At 54.0% G+C, this 21,096-nt stretch carries 22 protein-coding genes and 1 pseudogene; 6 read left to right on the plus strand and 17 right to left on the minus strand.

Translation table 11 applies throughout. The features are described from left to right. Positions 1–78 precede the first annotated feature (78 nt). The 5 genes and pseudogenes from pagP to tatE all read left to right on the plus strand — a co-directional run bounded on the left by pagP (position 79) and on the right by tatE (position 2,902). A complete protein-coding gene (gene pagP / locus F7Q90_RS13420) occupies positions 79–612 on the plus strand; it encodes a lipid IV(A) palmitoyltransferase PagP (RefSeq protein ID WP_167387062.1) in 534 nt (177 codons plus the stop codon). 150 nt (positions 613–762) lie between these two features. Next, positions 763–972 (plus strand): transcription antiterminator/RNA stability regulator CspE, encoded by a 210-nt coding sequence (gene cspE / locus F7Q90_RS13425; RefSeq protein ID WP_006118399.1) that lies wholly within the window; start codon positions 763–765, stop codon positions 970–972. 311 nt (positions 973–1,283) lie between these two features. Then, positions 1,284–1,716 (plus strand): annotated as a pseudogene (locus F7Q90_RS13430) (N-acetyltransferase family protein). 39 nt (positions 1,717–1,755) lie between these two features. Next, entirely contained in the window at positions 1,756–2,553 is a 798-nt protein-coding gene (locus F7Q90_RS13435; RefSeq protein WP_006118400.1) for a deaminated glutathione amidase, read from the plus strand. Between the two features lie 145 nt (positions 2,554–2,698). Next, positions 2,699–2,902: a twin-arginine translocase subunit TatE gene (tatE, locus tag F7Q90_RS13440; RefSeq protein ID WP_006118401.1), complete on the plus strand. Its 204-nt coding sequence runs from the start codon at positions 2,699–2,701 to the stop codon at positions 2,900–2,902. Positions 2,903–3,013: 111 nt separating this feature from the next. On the opposite strand, the gene lipA is transcribed toward tatE, so the two are convergent. The 13 genes from lipA to leuS form a co-directional block, all read right to left on the minus strand. Beyond that, on the minus strand, positions 3,014–3,979 hold the full coding sequence (gene lipA, locus F7Q90_RS13445) for a lipoyl synthase (RefSeq protein WP_006118402.1): 966 nt from the start codon (positions 3,977–3,979) through the stop codon (positions 3,014–3,016). A 169-nt stretch (positions 3,980–4,148) separates the two neighbouring features. Continuing rightward, on the minus strand, positions 4,149–4,805 hold the full coding sequence (gene lipB / locus F7Q90_RS13450) for a lipoyl(octanoyl) transferase LipB (protein ID WP_006118403.1): 657 nt from the start codon (positions 4,803–4,805) through the stop codon (positions 4,149–4,151). 173 nt (positions 4,806–4,978) lie between these two features. Then, positions 4,979–5,242 (minus strand): DUF493 family protein YbeD, encoded by a 264-nt coding sequence (ybeD, locus tag F7Q90_RS13455; protein ID WP_006118404.1) that lies wholly within the window; start codon positions 5,240–5,242, stop codon positions 4,979–4,981. 103 nt (positions 5,243–5,345) lie between these two features. Then, entirely contained in the window at positions 5,346–6,557 is a 1,212-nt protein-coding gene (gene dacA, locus F7Q90_RS13460; protein WP_006118405.1) for a D-alanyl-D-alanine carboxypeptidase DacA, read from the minus strand. Between the two features lie 132 nt (positions 6,558–6,689). Next, positions 6,690–7,826, minus strand: coding sequence for an endolytic peptidoglycan transglycosylase RlpA (gene rlpA / locus F7Q90_RS13465; RefSeq protein WP_006118406.1), 1,137 nt, complete (start codon positions 7,824–7,826; stop codon positions 6,690–6,692). Positions 7,827–7,836: 10 nt separating this feature from the next. Next, on the minus strand, positions 7,837–8,949 hold the full coding sequence (gene mrdB / locus F7Q90_RS13470; RefSeq protein WP_006118407.1) for a peptidoglycan glycosyltransferase MrdB: 1,113 nt from the start codon (positions 8,947–8,949) through the stop codon (positions 7,837–7,839). A gap of 8 nt (positions 8,950–8,957) precedes the next feature. After that, positions 8,958–10,862, minus strand: a complete 1,905-nt coding sequence (gene mrdA, locus F7Q90_RS13475; RefSeq protein ID WP_006118408.1) for a peptidoglycan DD-transpeptidase MrdA — start codon at positions 10,860–10,862, stop codon at positions 8,958–8,960. A gap of 34 nt (positions 10,863–10,896) precedes the next feature. After that, complete coding sequence (rlmH, locus tag F7Q90_RS13480) at positions 10,897–11,367, minus strand: 23S rRNA (pseudouridine(1915)-N(3))-methyltransferase RlmH (protein ID WP_006118409.1); 471 nt, start codon at positions 11,365–11,367, stop codon at positions 10,897–10,899. A gap of 3 nt (positions 11,368–11,370) precedes the next feature. Beyond that, positions 11,371–11,688, minus strand: coding sequence for a ribosome silencing factor (rsfS, locus tag F7Q90_RS13485; protein WP_006118410.1), 318 nt, complete (start codon positions 11,686–11,688; stop codon positions 11,371–11,373). Between the two features lie 90 nt (positions 11,689–11,778). Beyond that, positions 11,779–12,420, minus strand: a complete 642-nt coding sequence (gene nadD, locus F7Q90_RS13490) for a nicotinate-nucleotide adenylyltransferase (protein WP_006118411.1) — start codon at positions 12,418–12,420, stop codon at positions 11,779–11,781. Then, positions 12,413–13,444, minus strand: a complete 1,032-nt coding sequence (holA, locus tag F7Q90_RS13495; protein WP_006118412.1) for a DNA polymerase III subunit delta — start codon at positions 13,442–13,444, stop codon at positions 12,413–12,415. The genes nadD and holA overlap by 8 nt, the downstream gene beginning before the upstream one ends. Beyond that, positions 13,441–14,040, minus strand: a complete 600-nt coding sequence (gene lptE / locus F7Q90_RS13500) for an LPS assembly lipoprotein LptE (RefSeq protein ID WP_006118413.1) — start codon at positions 14,038–14,040, stop codon at positions 13,441–13,443. Before lptE ends, holA begins: the two co-directional genes overlap by 4 nt. A 14-nt stretch (positions 14,041–14,054) precedes the next feature. Further along, the gene (leuS, locus tag F7Q90_RS13505; protein WP_006118414.1) at positions 14,055–16,637 is read right to left on the minus strand and encodes a leucine--tRNA ligase; all 2,583 of its coding nucleotides are present in this window, start codon (positions 16,635–16,637) and stop codon (positions 14,055–14,057) included. Positions 16,638–16,859: 222 nt separating this feature from the next. On the opposite strand from leuS, the gene F7Q90_RS13510 reads away from it, so the two are divergent. Next, on the plus strand, positions 16,860–17,342 hold the full coding sequence (locus F7Q90_RS13510) for a zinc ribbon-containing protein (protein WP_006118415.1): 483 nt from the start codon (positions 16,860–16,862) through the stop codon (positions 17,340–17,342). Between the two features lie 33 nt (positions 17,343–17,375). Here F7Q90_RS13510 and F7Q90_RS13515 read toward each other — a convergent pair whose 3' ends face one another. The 4 genes from F7Q90_RS13515 to F7Q90_RS13530 form a co-directional block, all read right to left on the minus strand. Then, entirely contained in the window at positions 17,376–18,101 is a 726-nt protein-coding gene (locus F7Q90_RS13515) for an amino acid ABC transporter ATP-binding protein (RefSeq protein ID WP_006118416.1), read from the minus strand. Further along, a complete protein-coding gene (gltK, locus tag F7Q90_RS13520) occupies positions 18,102–18,779 on the minus strand; it encodes a glutamate/aspartate ABC transporter permease GltK (protein ID WP_006118417.1) in 678 nt (225 codons plus the stop codon). Continuing rightward, entirely contained in the window at positions 18,779–19,519 is a 741-nt protein-coding gene (locus F7Q90_RS13525) for an amino acid ABC transporter permease (protein WP_006118418.1), read from the minus strand. The genes gltK and F7Q90_RS13525 overlap by 1 nt, the downstream gene beginning before the upstream one ends. Positions 19,520–19,672: 153 nt before the next feature. After that, positions 19,673–20,569 carry a glutamate/aspartate ABC transporter substrate-binding protein gene (locus F7Q90_RS13530; protein ID WP_006118419.1) on the minus strand — a complete coding sequence of 299 codons (897 nt, stop codon included), beginning with the start codon at positions 20,567–20,569 and terminating at the stop codon, positions 19,673–19,675. Positions 20,570–21,096: the final 527 nt, after the last annotated feature.

Here is a 21,096-nt window from a genome sequence, read left to right on the forward strand (position 1 = left end):
TCAGTGTGGAATACTGAATTTAATCGAAACGATACAGGTAGCATTGACGTGAATAAATCTCTTTTTTCAGGCCCTTTTTTGGCCCTGTTTGTCTCTTTTTCCCTCCAGGCCGCCACATTTACCCAGCAAATCAAATCTGGCTGGAACACCTTTAGCGATAATGTTCAGCAAACCTGGGAACAACCGCAGAGCATCGATCTTTATGTGCCTGCCATCACCTGGCACAACCGTTGGACCTATGACAGCGAGCATATTGATCGCTACAACGAACGTCCCTGGGGAGCGGGCGTTGGCGTTTCCCGTTACGACGAAAAAGGGAACTGGCATGGTCTTTATGCGATGGCGTTCAAAGACTCCTTTAATCATTGGGAACCCTTTACAGGCTATGGCTGGGAAGCGACCTGGCGCCCGCTCACTAATCAGGCATTTCATTATGGACTGGGCTATACGGTTGGGGTAACGGCAAGGGATAACTGGGGATATTATCCCATCCCGGCTATATTACCTCTGGCATCAGTAGGTTACGGTCCAGTGAACTTTCAAATGACTTACATTCCAGGGACTTATAACAACGGGAACGTGTATTTTGCCTGGGTGCGCTGGCAGTTTTAACTGTCCGCGCCAGTGAATAAGTCACCGAAGGGTAAATAAAATGGATATTTATCACTTTTTCATCAAATCAGGCTGGACAAAACCTTCAGCAATTGCTGTACTAGATGACGACACAGTTTAGTGTCCATTTTTCATGTAAAGGTAATATAGATGTCTAAGATTAAAGGTAACGTTAAGTGGTTTAATGAATCTAAAGGATTCGGTTTCATTACTCCTGAAGATGGCAGCAAAGATGTATTCGTACACTTCTCTGCGATCCAGAGCAATGGCTTCAAAACTCTGGCTGAAGGTCAGCGTGTAGAGTTTGAAATCACTGACGGCGCAAAAGGCCCATCTGCTGCTAACGTTATCAGTCTGTAAGTTAACAGTCAGAATTCTAAAAACCCGCCTTCTGGCGGGTTTTTTTATGCCTGCGTTAATCTGATTTTAGCTGCGGCGAGAACCCTGCTTGCGGTGCTGCTCACTTTAACCTCACGAACGGCTGCTTTCCTGCTACCTTTCTTAATCCAGCCAGCCGCTTATCCGCCGTCAGGACGGTATTTCAGCGCATAAATTGCGCTACCAGTCACAGATAGCTCCTGTAACATAATTATAACAACCTCCCGAGGCAGCATTTTCGGGCTGATCGGGTTATAACTACCTTTCTACATCGCAGAGGAAGAGGTGACAGGATGAATATTCGCCCCGCCCAGGCCAGGGACAGTTTCGTGTTGAGCGCGCTGTTAAGTGAATTAGGTTATGGCGGCACAGAGTCGTTTATTGAACAGCGCCTTGCCCAGTTGATAACCGATCCCAGTGAAACGCTGCTGGTGGCCGAACACGGTAATCAGGTGCTGGGTTTTCTCTCTATGCACTTCATCCCACAACTGGCCCTGGCCGGTGATTTTGCCCGCATCAGCTATTTTTGTATTGCCGATGGTGAGCGCAGCAAAGGGGTGGGACAGACGCCTGCTTAAGCAGGCTGAAGCGCTGGCGGCGCAACATGGCTGTGATCGCATGGAAGTACATTGTCATGCGTCACGCCTTAAAGCCAACCAGTTTTATGGCCGCGAAGGGTATGTTGAATCACCACGCTACCATGTGAAAGCCTTACAGCCATTATAAGCGCCACAGCAGGGCTGCTGTCGGCAGGGAGGATGACGAATGAAAGTCGCGCTGGGTCAGTTTGTCGTTAAACGGGAATGGCAGGAGAATGCGCAAGCCTGTATAAACATGATGGCACAAGCCCGGGAAGCCAGCGCCGATCTGCTGGTGCTACCGGAGGCCGTGCTGGCCACAGATATGACCAACCCTGACTGGATACGGGAAGCGGCCCAACCGCTGAACGGCCCGTTTCTGACCCAGTTACTGACCGCCAGCCAGGGGCAGACGCTGACGACCGTGTTCGGGATGCATGTGCCGGGCGACAGCCATAAAGTCTTTAACGTTCTGGTAGTCATTCGCGACGGCAAGATTCTGGCGGAATACCGCAAGCTGCATCTGTACGACGCCTTTTCAATGCAGGAATCGGCGCGGGTTGAGGCCGGTCAGGACGTGCCGCCGTTGGTGCCCGTGGCGGGCATGAACGTTGGGCTGATGACCTGCTATGACGTGCGGTTTCCGGAAATGGCACGACGTCTGGTGCTGGATGGTGCTGACGTGCTGGTCGTGCCATCAGCGTGGGTCAGAGGACCGCTAAAAGAGATGCACTGGGATTTACTCACCCGAACGCGAGCGCTGGAAAATACCTGTTATGTATTGGCGGTGGGCGAGTGCGGCGCACGTAATATTGGCAACAGTATGGTGATCGATCCGCTGGGCGTACCCATAAGTCGCGCCGCGGAGTCGCCTGCTTTGATCGTTGCCGATCTGGACCCACAGCGCATTGCGGCGGCGAGGGCTCTGCTGCCGGTGCTGGAGAACCGTCGCTTTGCCCGGCCAGAGCTGGATCCGGCGCGTTGATCCCCGAGGCGCAGGGGAACGGGCAAAGCGTAGCGCATAAAATGCGTCGGACGTTTTCTTACTCTGTTACAGATTCCGCTTGAGGTTGCCCCTAAACTGCGCCTAAATAGTCATTACCGTTATTCGTCAGATTATAAGGTTAAATATGGAAGGTATCAGTATTGCCAAGCTGCTGATTATCGGTGCGCTTATCGTACTGCTTTTTGGCACCAACAAGTTACGCTCTCTGGGTGGCGATCTGGGCTCCGCAATCAAAGGCTTTAAAAAGGCTATGAAAGACGAAGATTCCAGTGCAGCACGTACCTCAGCGGAAGAAACCCCTGCAGAACGCGTTTCTCATAAAGAGTAAGACCGCGTCAGAATGACAGAAGTGTTACTTTTTATTTCTGACTGCAGAAAAAAACCAGATTGCGGACAATCTGGTTTTTGTTTTTTCTGCACCTGACACAACGGCAAATGCTTATTTCACTTCCAGCCCTTTTGCCTGCATATCCGCGTGATAAGAAGAACGCACAAAGGGTCCACAGGCCGCGTGGGTAAAGCCCATCGCCAGCGCTTCTTCTTTCATTTCATCGAACTCCGCCGGGCTGACATAACGCTGAACAGGTAAATGGTGGCGGCTGGGCTGCAAGTACTGTCCCAGAGTAAGCATTGTCACACCGTGACGACGGAGATCGCGCATGACCTCAATGATTTCAGCATTGGTTTCACCCAGACCAACCATTAAACCGGATTTCGTCGGTACATCAGGATGCGCCTCTTTAAAACGCTCCAGCAGCTTCAGCGACCATTCATAGTTGGCACCCGGACGCACCTGACGGTATACACGCGGCACGTTCTCAAGGTTGTGGTTAAACACATCCGGTGGGGTGGCGGTCAGAATCTCGAGCGCACGATCCATGCGACCACGGAAGTCGGGTACCAGCGTTTCGATCTTGATATTAGGGCTTTTTTCGCGGATGGCGGTAATACAGTCCGCAAAATGCTGAGCACCGCCGTCGCGCAGATCGTCGCGGTCCACGGAGGTGATTACCACATAGCGCAATGCCATGTCGGCAATGGTCTGTGCCAGCTTACCGGGTTCATTCGCGTCGGGCGCGTTGGGGCGACCGTGTGCCACATCGCAGAACGGGCAACGGCGGGTACAAATTGCACCCAGAATCATAAAGGTGGCGGTACCGTGGTTAAAGCATTCGGCAAGGTTAGGGCAGGAGGCTTCTTCACAAACAGAGTGCAGACCGTTTTTACGCATCGCCGCTTTAATGCCCTGAATACGACTGGAGTCCGCAGGCAGTTTGATTTTCATCCACTCCGGCTTGCGTAAGATTTCTTGCCGGTCAACGGCCACGGTTTTCACCGGGATCAGCGCCATTTTGTCTGCGTCACGGTATTTGACGCCGCGTTCCATCTGAATTGGTTTACTCATAAATCAGCAGGTTCCGGTCGGATTGCGATTTGAAAGCTGTCTCACTCAACCCGAGAAGGCGGCTTTCAACTTTATTTGAAAAAAGTGCAAAAATTATATCATCTCAGCGGCCAGGAAGCAGCCACAGACGTGCGTGATAAGTTACATATTTGTAAATACGCACGCACCGTCAAGGTAAGGCCGGTTCCGCCTCATGCCATTCCACCTGCTGATAACCTAACTGGCGGGCGAAGGTCTCGGCAAGCCGTGGGCGGACATCCGCCAGCGTGACCTCCGGGCAAAAATGTTTTAACTGCGTCATGTGCATGCCCGCGTAACCGCAGGGGTTGATACGCAAAAACGGGCTCAGATCCATATCGACATTGAGAGCCAGCCCATGAAACGAGCATCCTTTGCGAATGCGCAGGCCCAGCGAGCAGATTTTTTCTTCTCCGACATAAACGCCGGGTGCATCGGCGCGCGCCCGAGCCGCCACACCAAAGCTGTCCAGTACGGCGATCACCGTTTCTTCTAACGCGGTGACAAGCTGACGCACGCCGGTTTTGCGACGTTTAACATCGATCAGCACATACATGATCTGCTGGCCCGGACCGTGATAGGTCACCTGGCCGCCGCGATCGCTCTGTACCACCGGAATCGAGCCGGGCATCAACAGGTGCTCGGCTTTGCCTGCCTGGCCCTGGGTAAAGACCGGCGGGTGTTCAACCAGCCAGACTTCATCACGGCTTTCGGCGTCGCGCTGGTCGGTGTAGCGATGCATCGCGTCTGAGGTTAACTGCCAGTCACATAAACCAGGCTGGCGAATAAGGAGCGTTTCAGCTGACAAAACGAATATCCGTTAAGAGGGCAGAGGCTGAGTATAACGCCGGCCGCGCGGAAGTGAAATGATGAGCGTAAAAGGAAGGCTGAGACATTTTCCGCCGCACCGGCGCGGTCTGCAAACAAAAACGGGCCATTCGGTAGCACCGACATGGCCCGTTGGCAGTATGACTGACAGTGTTACAACACCATGCGCACGATTTCAATTTTGCCCAGTTCTTCATACAGGGTTTCAACCTGTTCGATATGTGTCGCATTAATGGTGACGTTGACCGAGTGATAGTTACCCTTGCTGCTCGGTTTCACCTCAGGGCTGTAATCGCCGGGAGCATGGCGCTGCACCACTTCAAGCACCAAATCAACCAGCTCCGGTTGTGCCAGCCCCATCACTTTATAGGTAAACGGGGTCGGGAATTCGAGCAGTTCATTCAGTTTGGTTTTCATAATCACTCCGGTACTTAAAAAACAGGCTCCCGCCGAAGCGGGAGCATCATATTAACCTGTAATGGGGGCGAGGTGGCGGTTTTTCAACCGCCGCCATGCACCTTTAACCAAACCAGTGATGGAACATCAGTTTGATGTAGTCAACGATACGGCTAAAGAAGCCGCCTTCAGAGACTTCGTTCAGCACCACCAGAGGGCGTTGATCGATGGTTTTGCCATCTAACTGGAAGTTGATGCTGCCCACAACCTGATTTTTCTTCAACGGCGCATGCAGTTCAGTATTGCTCAGCACATAGCTGGCTTTCAGGTCTTTCATACGGCCACGAGGAATGGTCAGATACGCATCTTTTTCCACGCCCAGCTGTACGCGATCGCTGTTACCAAACCACACGGGCTCAGAGGCAAACTCTTTGCCGGCTTTCAACGGTGCAACCGTTTCAAAGAAGCGGAAGCCCCAAGTCAGCAGCTTTTTGCTTTCGGTTTCACGGCCCTTAAAGGTATGTCCACCCATTACGGCGGAAATCAGGCGCATCTGACCTTCTGTCGCAGAGGCAACCAGGTTATAGCCCGCCGCTGCGGTGTGGCCGGTTTTGATCCCGTCGACCGACAGACTGGTATCCCACAGCAGACCATTACGGTTCATCTGGCGAATGTTGTTGAAGGTAAACTCTTTTTCTTTGTAAACCGCATACTCTTCCGGCACATCACGGATAAGCGCCTGACCAATCAACGCCATATCACGGGCGGAGCTGTATTGGCCTTCGGCGTCCAGGCCATGGACGGTCTGGAAGTGCGTGTTCTGCAGACCCAGCGCTTTCACGTAGTTGTTCATCAGCCCTACGAAAGCATCCTGGCTGCCGGCAACATAGTCCGCCATCGCGACGCAGGCATCATTACCAGACTGCAGGACGATACCGCGCGTTAACTGAGAAACCGGTACGCGATCGCCGGGTTTCAGGAACATCAGTGATGATCCTTTAAAGACCGGATTGCCCGTTGCCCAGGCATCCTGACCAACAGTCACCATGTCGTCCTGATGAATTTTCCCGGCTTTCACTGCCTGACCGATCACGTAGCTGGTCATCATCTTCGTCAGACTGGCAGGATCGCGGCGTGCATCGGCGTTCTTTTCAGCCAGCACTTTGCCTGAGTTGTAGTCGATTAGAACGTAGGCTTCCGCATCAATATCCGGAACGCCCGGAATCATGGTCTTAAGATTGACATCATCAGCAATGGCGGCATGGCTGAGAGAGAAAGCGATCAGTGATCCCACTGTCAGGCGTTTTAACAAACGAGAAGGTTTCAGCGTGTTCATGTGTGGGACGACAACATCCATGGGTTTAGGGTTAAAAAAAGTCATTCATCATAACAAATGCCTGATTAACAGGCACCCGGCTTGATAACTGGGTTGTTAACAGACGTTACCAGTCATGAGTAAAGCTGTTGTTTAACGACCTGCGGTGGTCACAAAAGCCGCGCTCTGACCCTCACGGCTCAGGCGCTGCTGTAGCGCCACAGCTTCGGCACGGGTTTTGTAACCGCCGAGCTGTACGCGATAAACGTTGTTCCCCGCGTTTTCCACTGCGCCGGGTACGCCGAAGCGCTGGCGCAGACTGCTGAGCAGCTGGCGCGCACGTGCTGCATCATTGATAGCGCTGACCTGGACGACATAGCCGGACAGCGAAGCGCTGCTGCTCTGGCTGGATGAAGCGGCGTGAGGCGCGGCGGCGCTGGCAACGACCGGTGCGGCAGCGGCAGTGGCGGGGGCCGCCTCTGGCTCACTGCCTTCCAGAACACCGCTCGGTAAGGGCTGAGGGGCCCCCAGAAAACCACTGCTCTGAACGGGCGCGCCCATGGCATTGTCCGTTTTCAGAGTAGCATTACTGATGGGCGACACGTCCTGTGCGGCAGGTGCCGTTTCCATTGCCGGTGCCGTTTGCGTCTGACCGCCGCCGTTCATGACGGAGGGCGAACTCATGACGGGGCCGTTCAGATCGGGACGCGCGGGCAGGGCGTAACTCTGTTTTGCCACAACAGTGCCGATAGTACCCGGACCCGAGAGCGTGCCATCTGGCGCGACGCTGATGTAATCCACACGGACGCGGGTGTTATTGGAGATGTTCAGACGATCGCCGGCCGCACGCGACAGATCGATAATGCGTCCTGGCGTGTAAGGGCCACGATCGTTAACGCGCACGACAATCTGACGTCCGTTGGCCAGATTCGTGACGCGCACATAACTTGGCAGCGGCAGTGTCGGATGCGCGGCGGTCAGGGCATCCGGATCAAAAGCCTCGCCGATGGCGGTACGGCTGCCCTGGGCTTCGTCGCCATACCAGGCTGCTAATCCGACTTCACTGTAGTTAGCCGGATTTTTGATGATGTGATAAGTCTTGCCATTGACGCTGTAGTCCTGACTGGTCGACGGATTGACCGGCTCATAACGCGGCTCAACGCCAGGAATTTCCACCACCGGGCCATTGTAGGCGGGCTGGGGTGGAGCACTCTGCTGTTGCGGTTCCTGGGTAGAACATGCAGCCAACACCATTGAAGCCAATACAACGCCAAGCCAGTCCTTACGCATCTGCGACCTCTTAAACACTTTTAGATAACATTTTTCGGTGTGTGTGGATCGACATTACGATGCCAAATCCCGCCATAAGCACAATAAGCGCCGAGCCGCCATAGCTGACCAGCGGCAGCGGAACGCCAACCACCGGTAAGATACCACTAACCATGCCAATGTTAACGAAAACATAGACGAATAAAATCAACATTAATCCGCCCGCCATGACGCGCCCAAAGGTGGTCTGTGCCCGGGCGGCGACGATCAGGCCGCGCATGATTAACAGCAGGTAGAGCACCAGCAGTAACAACACGCCGACCAGACCCAGCTCTTCGGCCAGCACGGCAAAAATAAAGTCCGTATGACGTTCCGGCAAGAATTCCAGCTGTGACTGAGTACCGTGCAGCCAGCCTTTACCGCGCAAGCCGCCGGAGCCAATGGCGATTTTTGACTGAATGATGTGATAGCCCGCGCCCAATGGGTCGCTTTCCGGATCAAGCAGCATCATCACGCGGTCTCGCTGATAATCATGCATCAGGAAGAACCACAGGATAGGAATAAAGGCTGCGACCAGCAGGACGGCAATGCCAATCAGTTTCCAGCTCATGCCCGACAGAAACAGCACAAACAGCCCGGACGCGGCGATGAGAATCGAGGTGCCGAGGTCAGGCTGTGCGGCCACCAGCAGTGTGGGAAGAAAAATCAGCACCAGCGCAATTGCGGTATTCTTCAGGGTAGGTGGACAGACATCGCGGTTAATAAAACGCGCCACCATTAACGGCACCGCAATTTTGGCGATCTCGGAAGGCTGAAAGCGGACAAACCCCAAATCCAGCCAGCGCTGTGCGCCTTTACTGATTTGCCCAAAAGCATCCACCGCGATCAGCAGAATGACGCAGATAATATACAGATAAGGTGCCCAGCCTTCATACACTCGCGGCGGGACCTGCGCCAGCACCAGCATCACCACTAATCCCATGGCGATCTGGCCCAGTTTACGTTCCATCATGCCGGGATCCTGGCCGCTGGCACTCCAGATAACAATGGCGCTGTAGGTCAGTAGCGCAAGGATGATCAGCATAAACAGCGGATCAATGTGCATGCGCATCCAGATCGTCCGCTTCTGCGGGCTGTCATTCATCGACATGATTATTCACCTTCATAGCCAGGTGGTGTAGGCGCAGCATCCGGCAGGACAGTATTGTTATCGCCTAACATAATGTGATCCAGAATCTGGCGCATGACCGTGCCCACTGCCGGACCGGCCCCGCCGTTTTCCAGAATCATGGTGACGGCAACGCGTGGTTTATCGTAAGGCGCGAAAGCGGTCATCAGCTTATGGTCACGTAAGCGTTCAGCGATTTTATGCGCATTATACGTTTCGTTCTCTTTCAGACCGAAGACCTGTGCGGTACCGGACTTCGCGGCAATTTTGTAAGGCGCATCGGCAAAGCTTTTGTGGGCCGTGCCGTTTGGCCGGTTGGCGACGCCGTACATGCCGTCTTTGGCAATTTCCCAGTAGCCAGAGTGGATATCGCCAATCGGCTGGGAAGGCGGCTGACGATAAGGCACCAGCGTACGGCCTTCACGGGTCGCGCGCAGCAAATGCGGCACTTTGATGATGCCGTCGTTGATAAGAATCATCATCGCTTTGTTCATCTGCAACGGTGTCGCTGTCCAGTAACCCTGACCGATGCCGACTGGAATGGTATCGCCTTGATACCAGGGCTTTTTAAATCGACGCATTTTCCAGTCACGCGTCGGCATGTTGCCAGCGCTTTCCTGAGGCAGGTCAACGCCGGTGCGCATGCCATAGCCAAATTTCGTCATCCACTCCGACAGACGATCGATGCCCATGTCATAGGCAACCTGATAAAAGAAGGTATCAGCGGACTCTTCCAGCGATTTGGTGACATTCAGGCGACCATGTCCCCATTTTTTCCAGTCACGGTAGCGTTTCTCGGAGCCGGGGAGTTGCCACCAGCCCGGATCGAACAGGCTGGTATTGCGGTTAATCACCCCCGCACTCAGGGCGGAGACGGCAACATAGGGTTTAACGGTAGAAGCAGGCGGATAAGCGGCCTGAATCGCACGGTTATAGAGTGGGCGATTTTCATCGTTCAGCAAGCCGCGATAGTCTTTGCTGGAAATGCCGTCAACGAACAGGTTGGGATCGTAGCTGGGGGTCGACACCATCGCCAGAATCTCACCGGTGCGCGGATCGCTGACCACGACCGCTGCACGACTACCGGCCAGCAGCGTTTCAATATACTGCTGCAGCTTGAGATCGATAGTCAGATAAATATCACGACCGGCCTGGGGCGACTGCTCGTGCAACTGCCGTATGACCCGGCCACGGTTGTTAACTTCGACCTCTTCATAGCCGGTTTTGCCATGCAGCAGGTCTTCGTAATAGGCTTCGATACCGAGTTTGCCGATATCATGCGTCGCCGCATAGTTGGGCCATTTTCCCTCTTTATCCAGACGGGCTACGTCGCGGTCGTTAACTTTCGACACATAGCCCACAACATGAGTCAGTGTCTGGCCATAGGGATAGTAGCGGCGCTGGTAGCCTTTCACTTCTACGCCAGGAAAGCGGTACTGATTTACCGCAAAGCGCGCCACCTGCACCTCATTCAACCCGGTTTTAACCGGAATCGACGTGAAGCGGCGTGAACGTTTACGCTCTTTTTCAAACGCCTCGATATCCTCATCGGTGAGTTCGAGGACCGGACGCAAATTTTGCAGGGTTTGTTTCAGGTCATCGACCTTTTCCGGCACCAGTTCCGCCTGGTAAATGGTCCGGTTCAGGGCCAGCGGCGTACCCGTGCGGTCATAGATGATGCCGCGGCTGGGCGCGACCGGCACCAGTTTGATTCGGTTTTCGTTGGAGCGGGTACTGTAATCGTCGAAACGTAAAATCTGCAGGTGATAGAGATTAACCACCAGCACGGAGGAGAGCAGTAAGACGCCGACAAAAGCAATAAAAGTCCTGCGGACAAAGACTTTTTGTTCGGCGCTGTAATCGCGAAAGGCGTTGCTTTGTAATTTCATCCGCTACTTGTAATGTCTGGAGTGAGCTTATCGGTTATTCACGATGATAAGGATGATTTGTCGTAATGCTCCATGCGCGATAGAGACTTTCGGCAACCAGCACGCGCACCAGCGGATGAGGCAACGTTAAGGCCGAAAGCGACCAGCTCTGTTCCGCCGCCGCTTTGCAGGCTGGCGCTAACCCTTCCGGGCCGCCAATCAGCAGGCTGACATCGCGGCCATCCTGTTTCCAGCGTTCCAGCTGTTGGGCCAACTGTGGGGTTTCCCAGGGCTGTCCGGGAATATCCAGCGTGACAATCCGGTTGCCTTTACCTGTGGCGGCCAGCATCGCTTCACCTTCCTTTTCCAGGATGCGTTTGATGTCGGCATTTTTACCCCGTTTGCCCGCCGGAACTTCCGTCAGTTCAAACGGCATGTCTTTGGGAAAACGACGCAGGTATTCCATAAAACCGGTCTGCACCCAGTCAGGCATTTTGGTGCCGACGGCAACAAGCTGCAATTTCACCGCTTAACCCCAGAGCTTTTCCAGTTCATATAACTGACGGCTCTCTTCCTGCATCACATGCACGATGACTTCACCGAGGTCGACCACAACCCAGTCAGCGGCCGTCTTGCCTTCAACGCCCAGCGGCATCAGGCCGGCGGCGCGGGATTCCTGCTCAACGTGTTCAGCGATTGAGGTAACGTGGCGCGTCGAGGTGCCGGTGCAGATGATCATGAAATCAGTAATGCTTGATTTACCCTGAACGTCGAGGGTGACTATGTTCTGACCTTTCAAATCATCAATCTTATCAACAACGAACTCTTGGAGTGCTTTACCTTGCAAAAGGTTCCCCTTTAAAAACTGGTGAGAGCGGGCTGGCTGACGCCCGGGATACAGCCGAAAAATTTAGCGGCGTAGTATATCACGCCCATATCAGTCGCGATATAAGCCGGCGCGGTCGATATAGTCGATTACCGAGGCGGGCAGTAAATCGTCACAGGCGAGATGCTGATGACGACGCTTGCGAATTTCGGTAGCTGAAATGGCATAGCGCGGGGTTTCTGCCAGCCAGATGCCGCCGGCCGGACGCTGCTGCAGTTCCTGAGGATCGTGGATCACGTGTCTGTCCAGCCAGTCCTGCATGTCCGGCGTCGCCATCTCAGTCGGATAGCCTGGTCGCTGGCACACCAGCAGATGACACAGGCTCAGTAAATCCTGCCAGCGATGCCATTTTGCAAGCGTCAGTAATGAGTCCTGACCGATAATAAACCCTAACGGCTGATCGCCACGTTCAGCCCGTATGGCTTCTAACGTATCGACAGTCCATGAGGGCGTGTCCCGTTGCAGTTCGCGCGTATCGATATCAAAAAGCGGCAGATCGCGAATAGCGCACCGCAGCATCGCCAGGCGCTGTTGCGGACTGGCTTCCGGCTGCGGCCGGTGCGGCGGCACATTGTTGGGCAACAGGGTAACCCGGGCCAGGCCAGTTTGCTGCGCCAGCGCTTCTGCCGGGCGTAAATGGCCGAAATGGATCGGGTCGAAGGTGCCGCCAAACAGGGCGTGTAAATCAGACATGGGCAAAACTCGCGGGAAAAGCACGGTTGGTAATCAGCATCGACAGCGTTTGCAACTGTGGCCAGACCGATTGTCCATAATCCTGTTTCAGCGTAATTTCGATTTGCGTCAACAGATGGATTGCCTGTTGTAAGCGCGCTGCATCAAGGCGCTGCAACGCCTCAGTAAAGAGAGGACGGCGATTTTGCCAGATGCGCTGTTGATCCATCAGTGTACGCAGAGGTTGCTGTGTCTGATGACGTTGCAGGTGCAGCAGAGTCATCAGATCGCGCTGCAGCGTCCGCAGCAATATCGTCACTTCGCTGTCTTCACTTTCCAACTGTTGCAGGATATGCAGTGCGCGACGGCTCTTGACTGCCAGTAGCGCGTCGACCCAGTGATAAGGCGTAAAGTGCGCGGCATCACTGACTGCGGCTTCAACGCGCGGTAGCGTGAGCTTGCCATCGGGCCACTGAAGAGACAGACGTTCAAGTGCCTGCGCCAGCGCCAGCAGGTTACCTTCGTAGCAGTAACAGAGTAGCTGGACCGCCGCATCGTCGATCGCGAGCCTCATCGCTTTGGCCCGGCTGGTGACCCAGCGCGGCAGTTGAGCCTGCTCCGGCGTCTGGCAGGGGACCAGCACCGCATGGGCTGACAGCGTTTTAAACCAGGCGCTGTTTTCCTGCGCTTTGCTGAGTTTCGCCATCCGGCAAATCAGCAAAATATCCTCATGAAGCAGCGAGGCGAGCGTGATCAGATGTTCGGCGATGGCGGCATTGGGACCATTTTCAGGAAACTGCAATGTAAGCGTCTGTCGCTGAGTAAACAGGCTCATTGACTGGCAACTGACAAACAGGCTGTCCCAGTCTGTTTGTGCATCCAGGGTAAAACTCACATGTTCTTCAAAGCCCTGCGCCACGGCGCTGGCGCGAATGGCATCCGCACTTTCCTGCAACAACAGAGGTTCATTGCCGGTTAATAAATAACAGGCGCGCAGCCCCTCACGGAGCTGCGCGCTGAGTTGTTCCGGATAAATCCTGATCATTGCGTCAGGGGCGCCGCGGAAGAGGCCGTTCCCGCAGCAGAGTGAACCGGTTTTGCCACCGTTGACGAAGAGGATGTCTGCGGGCTGTCCATCTGGGCCGCATGTACCGCCAACAGCTTACGAACCAGTTGTTCGGCTGCACGTTGACGCATCTCCTGGGTGATCATGTCCTGTTCCGCATCTTTCGCCAGGGCCGCGTTCGGGTTATCAAAAAACGAGCGATAAACGGTCGTGCTGATAGGGTAGATCCCTTTGTTGGGAATCAAGACCTGAGCCGTAACCACCATCGCCATCTGATATTCAGCGGTGGTGCCGCTGATGAAGACGGATGCGGTGCTTCGACCCTGAGATTCCCCGCCCAGACGCAGGGTCGGTACGACCATGCTGTTTTTCTGCGTCGCTTCAACGATGTTAACGTTGTTGATTCGCAACTGCTGGCGCACCACGCGCGTCAGCGGCCCGTAAGGATCGCCCGTTTCTAAGACCAGCGTTCGCAGTTCCGTCGGCACCTGAGTGGTGCCGCGCGGGTGAAAACCACAGCCAGCGGTGATCACCGCCGCCAGCATGACAAACAACCTGATAATCGGATGTCGCACAGTTCCTCCTGAACTTAACCCACAACCAGGTTAAGCAGTTTGCCCGGTACATAAATGACTTTACGAATGCTCACACCATCAAGGTATTTCGCCACCAGGGGCTCCTCAGCAGCGCGCGCCTGAACCTGCTCCTGTGTAGCCTCGGCTGCCACAGTAATTTTACCCCGCACTTTACCGTTGACCTGCACCACGACCAGCAGAGAATCTTCGACCATTGCGGCGTCATCTGCCACTGGCCATTCCGCATTGTCGATAGTGCCTTCGCCGCCCAGCGTCTGCCACAGCACGTAGCTGGCATGCGGGGTGAACGGATACAGCAAACGCGTCACGGCCAGTAAGGCCTCCTGCATCAACGCACGATCCTGCTCGCTGTCCTGCGGCGCACGTGCCAGCTTGTTCATCAGCTCCATGACCGCCGCAATCGCGGTGTTAAAGGTCTGGCGACGACCAATATCATCCGACACTTTGGCAATGGTTTTGTGCAGGTCGCGGCGCAACGCTTTCTGAACGTCATTCAGGCTGGCGATGTCCAGGGCAACCGTTGCACCTTTCTGTGAATGATCGTAGACCAGTTTCCAGACACGTTTCAGGAAGCGATTTGCCCCTTCCACACCGGATTCCTGCCACTCCAGCGTCATATCCGCAGGCGAGGCAAACATCATGAACAGACGGACGGTATCGGCGCCATAGCGCTCAACCATCAGCTGGGGATCGATGCCGTTGTTTTTTGACTTGGACATTTTGCTCATGCCCGCGTAAATCACCTCGCGGCCCTGAGTGTCTACGGCTTTGACAATACGGCTTTTCTCATCGCGCTCGACGGTCACGTCAACCGGCGAAACCCAGTTACGTTCGCCGTTAACGCCCAGATAATAGAACGCATCCGCTAACACCATGCCCTGGCACAGCAGACGTTTGGCTGGCTCATTCGAATTCACCAGGCCTGCATCACGCAGCAGTTTATGGAAGAAGCGGAAATACATCAGGTGCATGATGGCGTGTTCGATGCCGCCGACATACTGATCTACCGGCAGCCAGTAGTTTGCTGCAGCCGGATCCAGCATACCGTCCTTGTAGTCTGCACAGGTATAACGCGCGTAGTACCACGACGATTCCATAAAGGTATCAAAGGTATCGGTTTCGCGCAGCGCAGGCTGACCGTTCACGGTGGTTTTTGCCCAGTCCGGATCGGCTTTAATCGGACTGGTAATGCCGTCCATGACCACATCTTCCGGCAGAATCACCGGTAACTGGTCTTCTGGTGTCGGCATGACGGTGCCATCTTCCAGGGTTACCATCGGAATCGGCGCGCCCCAGTAACGCTGACGAGAAACGCCCCAGTCGCGCAGGCGGTAGTTGACTTTACGCTCGCCAACGCCTTTTGCCGCCAGCGCATCTGCAATGGCGTTAAAACCGGCACTGTGATCCAGGCCGCTGCACTCGGCAGAGTTAAACAGCGTACCTTTGTCGGTCATCGCGGCGGCGCTGACCTCAGGCTCGCTGCCGTCCAGATTGAGGATAACCGGTTTGATCGGCAGATCGTATTTGGTCGCAAATTCCCAGTCGCGCTGGTCATGCGCCGGCACGGCCATGACCGCACCCGTACCGTATTCCATCAGGACGAAGTTCGCGACCCACACAGGAAGACGTTCACCCGTTAACGGATGCACGACAGACAGGCCTGTCGCCATGCCTTTCTTTTCCATGGTGGCCATATCGGCTTCGGCTACCTTGGTATTGCGGCATTCTGCGATAAAATCAGCCAGAGCAGGGTTGCTGGCCGCCGCCTGTGCCGCCAGCGGATGACCGGCGGCGACAGCGACATAGGTCGCGCCGTAGAAGGTGTCCGGACGCGTGGTATAAACCGTCACTTTTTCGCTGCTGTCTGCCACGTCAAAGGTGATTTCCACCCCTTCAGAACGGCCGATCCAGTTACGCTGCATGGTTTTGACCTGCTCAGGCCACTCTTCCAGCGTATCCAGATCGTTTAACAGCTCTTCGGCGTAATCAGTGATTTTAATGAACCACTGTGGGATCTCTTTGCGCTCGACTTTGGTGTCACAGCGCCAGCAGCAGCCATCGATAACCTGCTCGTTAGCCAGTACGGTCTGATCGTTCGGGCACCAGTTCACCGCCGAGGTTTTTTTGTACACCAGGCCTTTTTCATACAGTTTGGTGAAGAACCACTGTTCCCAGCGGTAATACTCCGGTTGACAGGTCGCCAGCTCGCGGCTCCAGTCATAGCCAAATCCCAGCAGCTTAAGCTGGTTTTTCATGTACGCGATGTTGTCATAAGTCCAGGGCGCCGGCGCGGTATTGTTTTTGACCGCCGCGCCTTCCGCAGGCAGACCGAAGGCGTCCCAGCCAATTGGCTGCAGCACGTTTTTGCCGAGCATGCGCTGATAACGCGCAATGACGTCGCCGATGGTGTAGTTACGAACGTGGCCCATGTGCAGGCGGCCAGAAGGATAGGGCAGCATAGACAGGCAGTAGTACTTCTCTTTGCCTTCCTGCTCAGTCACTTTAAACGTTTCGTTTTCATCCCACTGCTGCTGAACGCGGGATTCAATCTCTTCCGGGCGGTATTGCTCTTGCATGGCTGCCTGTGGTCCTTAATAGATGACACTTTGCTGACTTTACGATCCGCATAGCATACCCATAAGGCCGCACATCAACAACACTTCCCACTTTTACGGGGGCGATTTATCGTCAACGCATCCCTGCTTTCACTCTTTTACGCTTCCTTACCCAGCGAGCCGGGCAAATGTGACAAAGTAGCTAAACTTAGTACAGGTACTGAGCGCAAAAAGGAGAATAAAATGAATAAAGTGGCCCAGGAATATCACGCCTCACTGGCGGTATTAACCGAACGTCTTCGCCACGGCGATCGCGATCTGGATACGTTAGTCGACGATCGGCGCCGTCATTTACAAGCGCACTCCGATCTGACGCCGGACGAAATCGATCGGGCGCTGACGTCGGTGCGTCGCGATCTGGCAGAGTTTGGCCGTAACTATGCAGAGGCGGAAGAGCCGGTCGCCGACTCCGTTTTTATGCGCGTGATTCGGGAAAGCATCTGGAAGGAGCTGGCAGATATTACGGATAAAAGCCAGTTAGAGTGGCGTGAGGTTTTCCAGGATTTGCAACATCACGGTGTGTACCAAAGTGGTGAGGTGGTGGGCCTGGGCAATCTGGTCTGCGAAAAATGCCACTTCACTCGCGCCATTTATACGCCGGAAACGCTGTCACGTTGCCCCGAATGCAATCACGATCAGTTTTATCGTCAGCCTTTTGAGCCGTAGAAGAAGCAGGCGGGCTTTGTGCCCGCCTGACGTTTAGTGCAGAATTTTTGCCAGGAAATCCTTTGCCCGCTCAGACTGTGGATTATTAAAGAAGTCATCTTTATGGGTGTCTTCGATAATTTTTCCTTCGTCCATAAAGATCACCCGATTGGCCACCTTCCGGGCGAAGCCCATTTCATGTGTCACGACCATCATGGTCATGCCTTCCTGGGCCAGTTCGACCATAACGTCCAGCACTTCATTGATCATTTCGGGATCGAGTGCGGAGGTCGGCTCATCAAACAGCATGGCAATCGGATCCATACAGAGTGCCCGCGCAATCGCGACACGCTGCTGCTGACCGCCCGAGAGCTGGCCGGGAAATTTATCTGCATGCGCTGACAGGCCCACGCGAGTCAGCAATTTGAGGCCTTTCTCGCGGGCGACGGTTTTGTCGCGCTTTAAGACTTTGACCTGCGCCAGCACCAGGTTATCAATAATGCTCAGGTGAGGGAACAGTTCGAAGTGCTGAAACACCATGCCGACCTTACTGCGCAGTTTGGCCAGATTGGTTTTTTTATTGTTCACTTCAGTACCGTTTACCGTAATGCTGCCCTGTTGCACAGGTTCCAGGCCATTCACGGTTTTGATCAGGGTCGATTTGCCCGAGCCTGACGGCCCGCATACCACAACCACTTCACCGGTCTTGACTTCGGTAGAGCAGTCGGTCAGCACCTGAAATTGACCATACCACTTAGAAACGTTTTTCAGGCTAATCATTTAAACCGTCCTTTTTCTTTTTAGATAGCTGACCAACAATGACGCGCTCAGGCTGATCACGAAGTAGACCAGACCGGCAAACAACACCATCTCAACCTGGGTACCGTCACGCTCACCGATGGTGGAGGCGGTGCGGAAGAAGTCCGCCAGGCTCAGCACATACACTAACGAGGTATCCTGGAACAGGACGATGCCCTGGGTCAGTAACAGCGGAACCATGGCACGAAACGCCTGAGGCAGAATCACCAGGCGCATGGACTGCCACTGCGTCATGCCCAGCGCCAGTGCCGCGCTGGATTGCCCACGCGCAATACTGATGATGCCGGCGCGAATGATTTCCGAATAATACGCCGCTTCGAACAGCGAAAAGGCGACCATTGCCGAAATCAAACGAATGTCGGTTTTAGGGGAAATACCCAGCACCTGCTGCAGGAAACTCGGCACCACCAGATAAAACCACAGCAGCACCATAACCAGCGGTACCGAACGGAACAGGTTAACGTACAGTTTGGCAAACCAGCTGATGGGCCTGAAGGTCGACAAACGCATCACCGCCAGCAGCGTGCCCCACAGGATGCCGAAGACCACCGCCGTAAGCGTGATTTTAAAGGTAATGACCAGACCATTAAGCAGGTAAGGCAGGCTGGGAGGAATGGAACTCCAGTCAAACGCGTACATCACTTGCCTCCCATATTGCCGGGCAGACGCACTTTGCGCTCAACCAGGCTCATCAAAAACATAATCACCAGGTTGATGGCAATGTAGGCCAGCGTAATGGCCGTAAACGATTCATAGGCGTGTGCGGAATAGTCCAGCAGCTTGCCCGCCTGCGCAGCCATGTCCACCAGGCCGATCGTCGACGCAATTGCCGAGTTTTTAACCAGGTTAAGCATTTCTGACGTCATTGGCGGCACAATCACGCGGTAAGCATTAGGAAGCAACACATAGCGATAGGTTTGTGGCAGCGTCAGGCCCATTGCCAGCCCGGCATTCTTTTGTCCCCGCGGCAAAGACTGAATCGCCGCGCGCACCTGTTCGCAGACGCGTGCGGCGGTAAACAGGCCCAGACAGATCACCGACGAGATAAAGAACTGCAGGTTGGGATCCAACTCCGACTTAAACCACATTCCAAGCTTCTGACCAACCAGCTCTGGCGCCACCAGATACCAGAAGAAGAACTGCACGATCAGGGGGATGTTACGAAACAATTCCACATAGCAGGTGCCAATCGTTGCCAGCAGCCGATTAGGCACGGTACGCAGAATGCCAAAGAATGAACCTACGCAGAAAGCGATAATCCAGGCACAGCAGGAGACAGCAATTGTCACCTGAAAACCGGACCACAACCAGCCGAGATAGGTGGTATTTCCGAACGGGGCCTGTTCGAGAAAAATGCCCCAGTTCCAATCGATACCCATAACGAACTCCGGTAAAAAAGGGTAGCAGAGCTACCCTGAAGATTGATGAACGGCTTAATGCGCCTGAGTCAGGGGAACGACCCGATCAGGCGGTCTGTCCACGCCGCGGTTTCAGCAATCGAGAGGGCGACAGCGCCGCCCTTGTTATCGTTGTTAATTCAGCGCTTTATCATTCGGCGTTTTGAACAGGGCTTTCATGTCATCAGACAATTCAAAGTTCATGTTCAGGTTTTTAGGAGGAATAGGCTGTTTAAACCAGGTGTCGAACCATTTTTCTGCCTGGCCGGAGGTCTGGGCTTTTGCAATGGTGTCATCAACCAGCTTTTTGAACTGCGGATCGTCTTTGCGCAGCATACAGCCATAAGCTTCTTTAGACTGTGGCGTACCGATAATGACCCAGTCATCCGGTTTTTTCGCTTTAGCGCGTTCGCCAGCCAGCAGGGCGTCATCCATCATAAAGGCCACGGCACGACCGGTTTCCAGCGTACGGAACGAATCACCATGGTCTTTGGCGCTGATGATGCGCATATCCATCTTTTTCTCGTCGTTCAGTTTATGCAGCAGCACTTCTGACGTCGTACCTGAGGTCACCACGACAGTCTTGCCTTTCAGAACGTCAAAATCCTTAATTGGGCTGCCTTTTTTAACCAGCAAGCGGGTACCGATAACAAAAATGGTGTCGGAAAAGGCCGCCTGTTTCTGGCGCTCAAGGTTGTTGGTCGTTGAGCCACATTCGTAGTCATAGGTGCCGTTTTGCAGCAGCGGAATACGGTTCTGTGAAGTAATCGGGATCATTTTGATCTGCAGATCAGGTTTATTCAGCTTCGCTTTAATGGCATCAGCAATCGCGTTTGAATAAGCCTGTGAATAGCCAACGACTTTCTGTTGGTTGTCGTAATATGAAAAGGGAACTGACGATTCGCGATGCCCGATAACAATGACGCCACTGTCATTAATTTTTTTCAGGGTAACGCTGAGATCTTCCGCCTGGGCCGCTCCCGCTGCTGCGCTCAACAGCAAAAGAGATAATGCCACTTTGCGTAATTGCATGTTCCAACTCCTTCGTGTGGAAATTGCACAGGATCAACCCTGTACTGAGTGTGATGTTGTGTGTATTTTGCACTGCTTTTCTTATTATTCCCTCGCGCTTCTGCGCTTAAGAATATTCACTAACATAGCGGATTGTTAACCTAATGAAACAAAAAAGTTTCTTTTTTGCGATGGCATTCGCACCAAAAAAAGGCAATCGCGCGTCCATGCACGCGGAAGGTGCGCAGATTGAGCGTTAATGGTGCATTACGCCCATGCCATCGTGGTTAACAAGCCCCGCGTTGCAGGAATACAGAAACATTTAGCAATCATCGTGCCAGAATAAAATGACAGTGGGGTGAACGGACGGTTTGACTGAAGAAGCAGAAGCAGAAGCAGAAGCAGAAGCAGAAGCAGAAGCGTAAGCGTCACATTTAAACCGTCTGTGCAGCGGGCTCCGGTTCCGGGAAAATAGTGTCCATCATTTTTTAATGGACACTATCGCGTGAAACACCGGACATGGCTCCTTGAGGCGCTTCGCCTCCATT

Source organism: Pantoea stewartii subsp. stewartii, from assembly GCF_008801695.1.
Lineage (GTDB): Bacteria > Pseudomonadota > Gammaproteobacteria > Enterobacterales > Enterobacteriaceae > Pantoea > Pantoea stewartii.

Coding starts and splice junctions, on each gene's coding strand:
- mrdB (WP_006118407.1), bottom strand. CDS start 8,949: ATGAATGACAGCCCGCAGAAGCGGACGATCTGGATGCGCATGCACATT.
- ybeD (WP_006118404.1), bottom strand. CDS start 5,242: ATGAAAACCAAACTGAATGAACTGCTCGAATTCCCGACCCCGTTTACC.
- gltK (WP_006118417.1), bottom strand. CDS start 18,779: ATGTACGCGTTTGACTGGAGTTCCATTCCTCCCAGCCTGCCTTACCTG.
- dacA (WP_006118405.1), bottom strand. CDS start 6,557: ATGAACACGCTGAAACCTTCTCGTTTGTTAAAACGCCTGACAGTGGGA.
- F7Q90_RS13530 (WP_006118419.1), bottom strand. CDS start 20,569: ATGCAATTACGCAAAGTGGCATTATCTCTTTTGCTGTTGAGCGCAGCA.
- holA (WP_006118412.1), bottom strand. CDS start 13,444: ATGATCAGGATTTATCCGGAACAACTCAGCGCGCAGCTCCGTGAGGGG.
- F7Q90_RS13435 (WP_006118400.1), top strand. CDS start 1,756: ATGAAAGTCGCGCTGGGTCAGTTTGTCGTTAAACGGGAATGGCAGGAG.
- rlpA (WP_006118406.1), bottom strand. CDS start 7,826: ATGCGTAAGGACTGGCTTGGCGTTGTATTGGCTTCAATGGTGTTGGCT.
- mrdA (WP_006118408.1), bottom strand. CDS start 10,862: ATGAAATTACAAAGCAACGCCTTTCGCGATTACAGCGCCGAACAAAAA.
- cspE (WP_006118399.1), top strand. CDS start 763: ATGTCTAAGATTAAAGGTAACGTTAAGTGGTTTAATGAATCTAAAGGA.
- F7Q90_RS13525 (WP_006118418.1), bottom strand. CDS start 19,519: ATGGGTATCGATTGGAACTGGGGCATTTTTCTCGAACAGGCCCCGTTC.
- F7Q90_RS13510 (WP_006118415.1), top strand. CDS start 16,860: ATGAATAAAGTGGCCCAGGAATATCACGCCTCACTGGCGGTATTAACC.
- tatE (WP_006118401.1), top strand. CDS start 2,699: ATGGAAGGTATCAGTATTGCCAAGCTGCTGATTATCGGTGCGCTTATC.
- nadD (WP_006118411.1), bottom strand. CDS start 12,420: ATGTCTGATTTACACGCCCTGTTTGGCGGCACCTTCGACCCGATCCAT.
- F7Q90_RS13515 (WP_006118416.1), bottom strand. CDS start 18,101: ATGATTAGCCTGAAAAACGTTTCTAAGTGGTATGGTCAATTTCAGGTG.
- leuS (WP_006118414.1), bottom strand. CDS start 16,637: ATGCAAGAGCAATACCGCCCGGAAGAGATTGAATCCCGCGTTCAGCAG.
- lipA (WP_006118402.1), bottom strand. CDS start 3,979: ATGAGTAAACCAATTCAGATGGAACGCGGCGTCAAATACCGTGACGCA.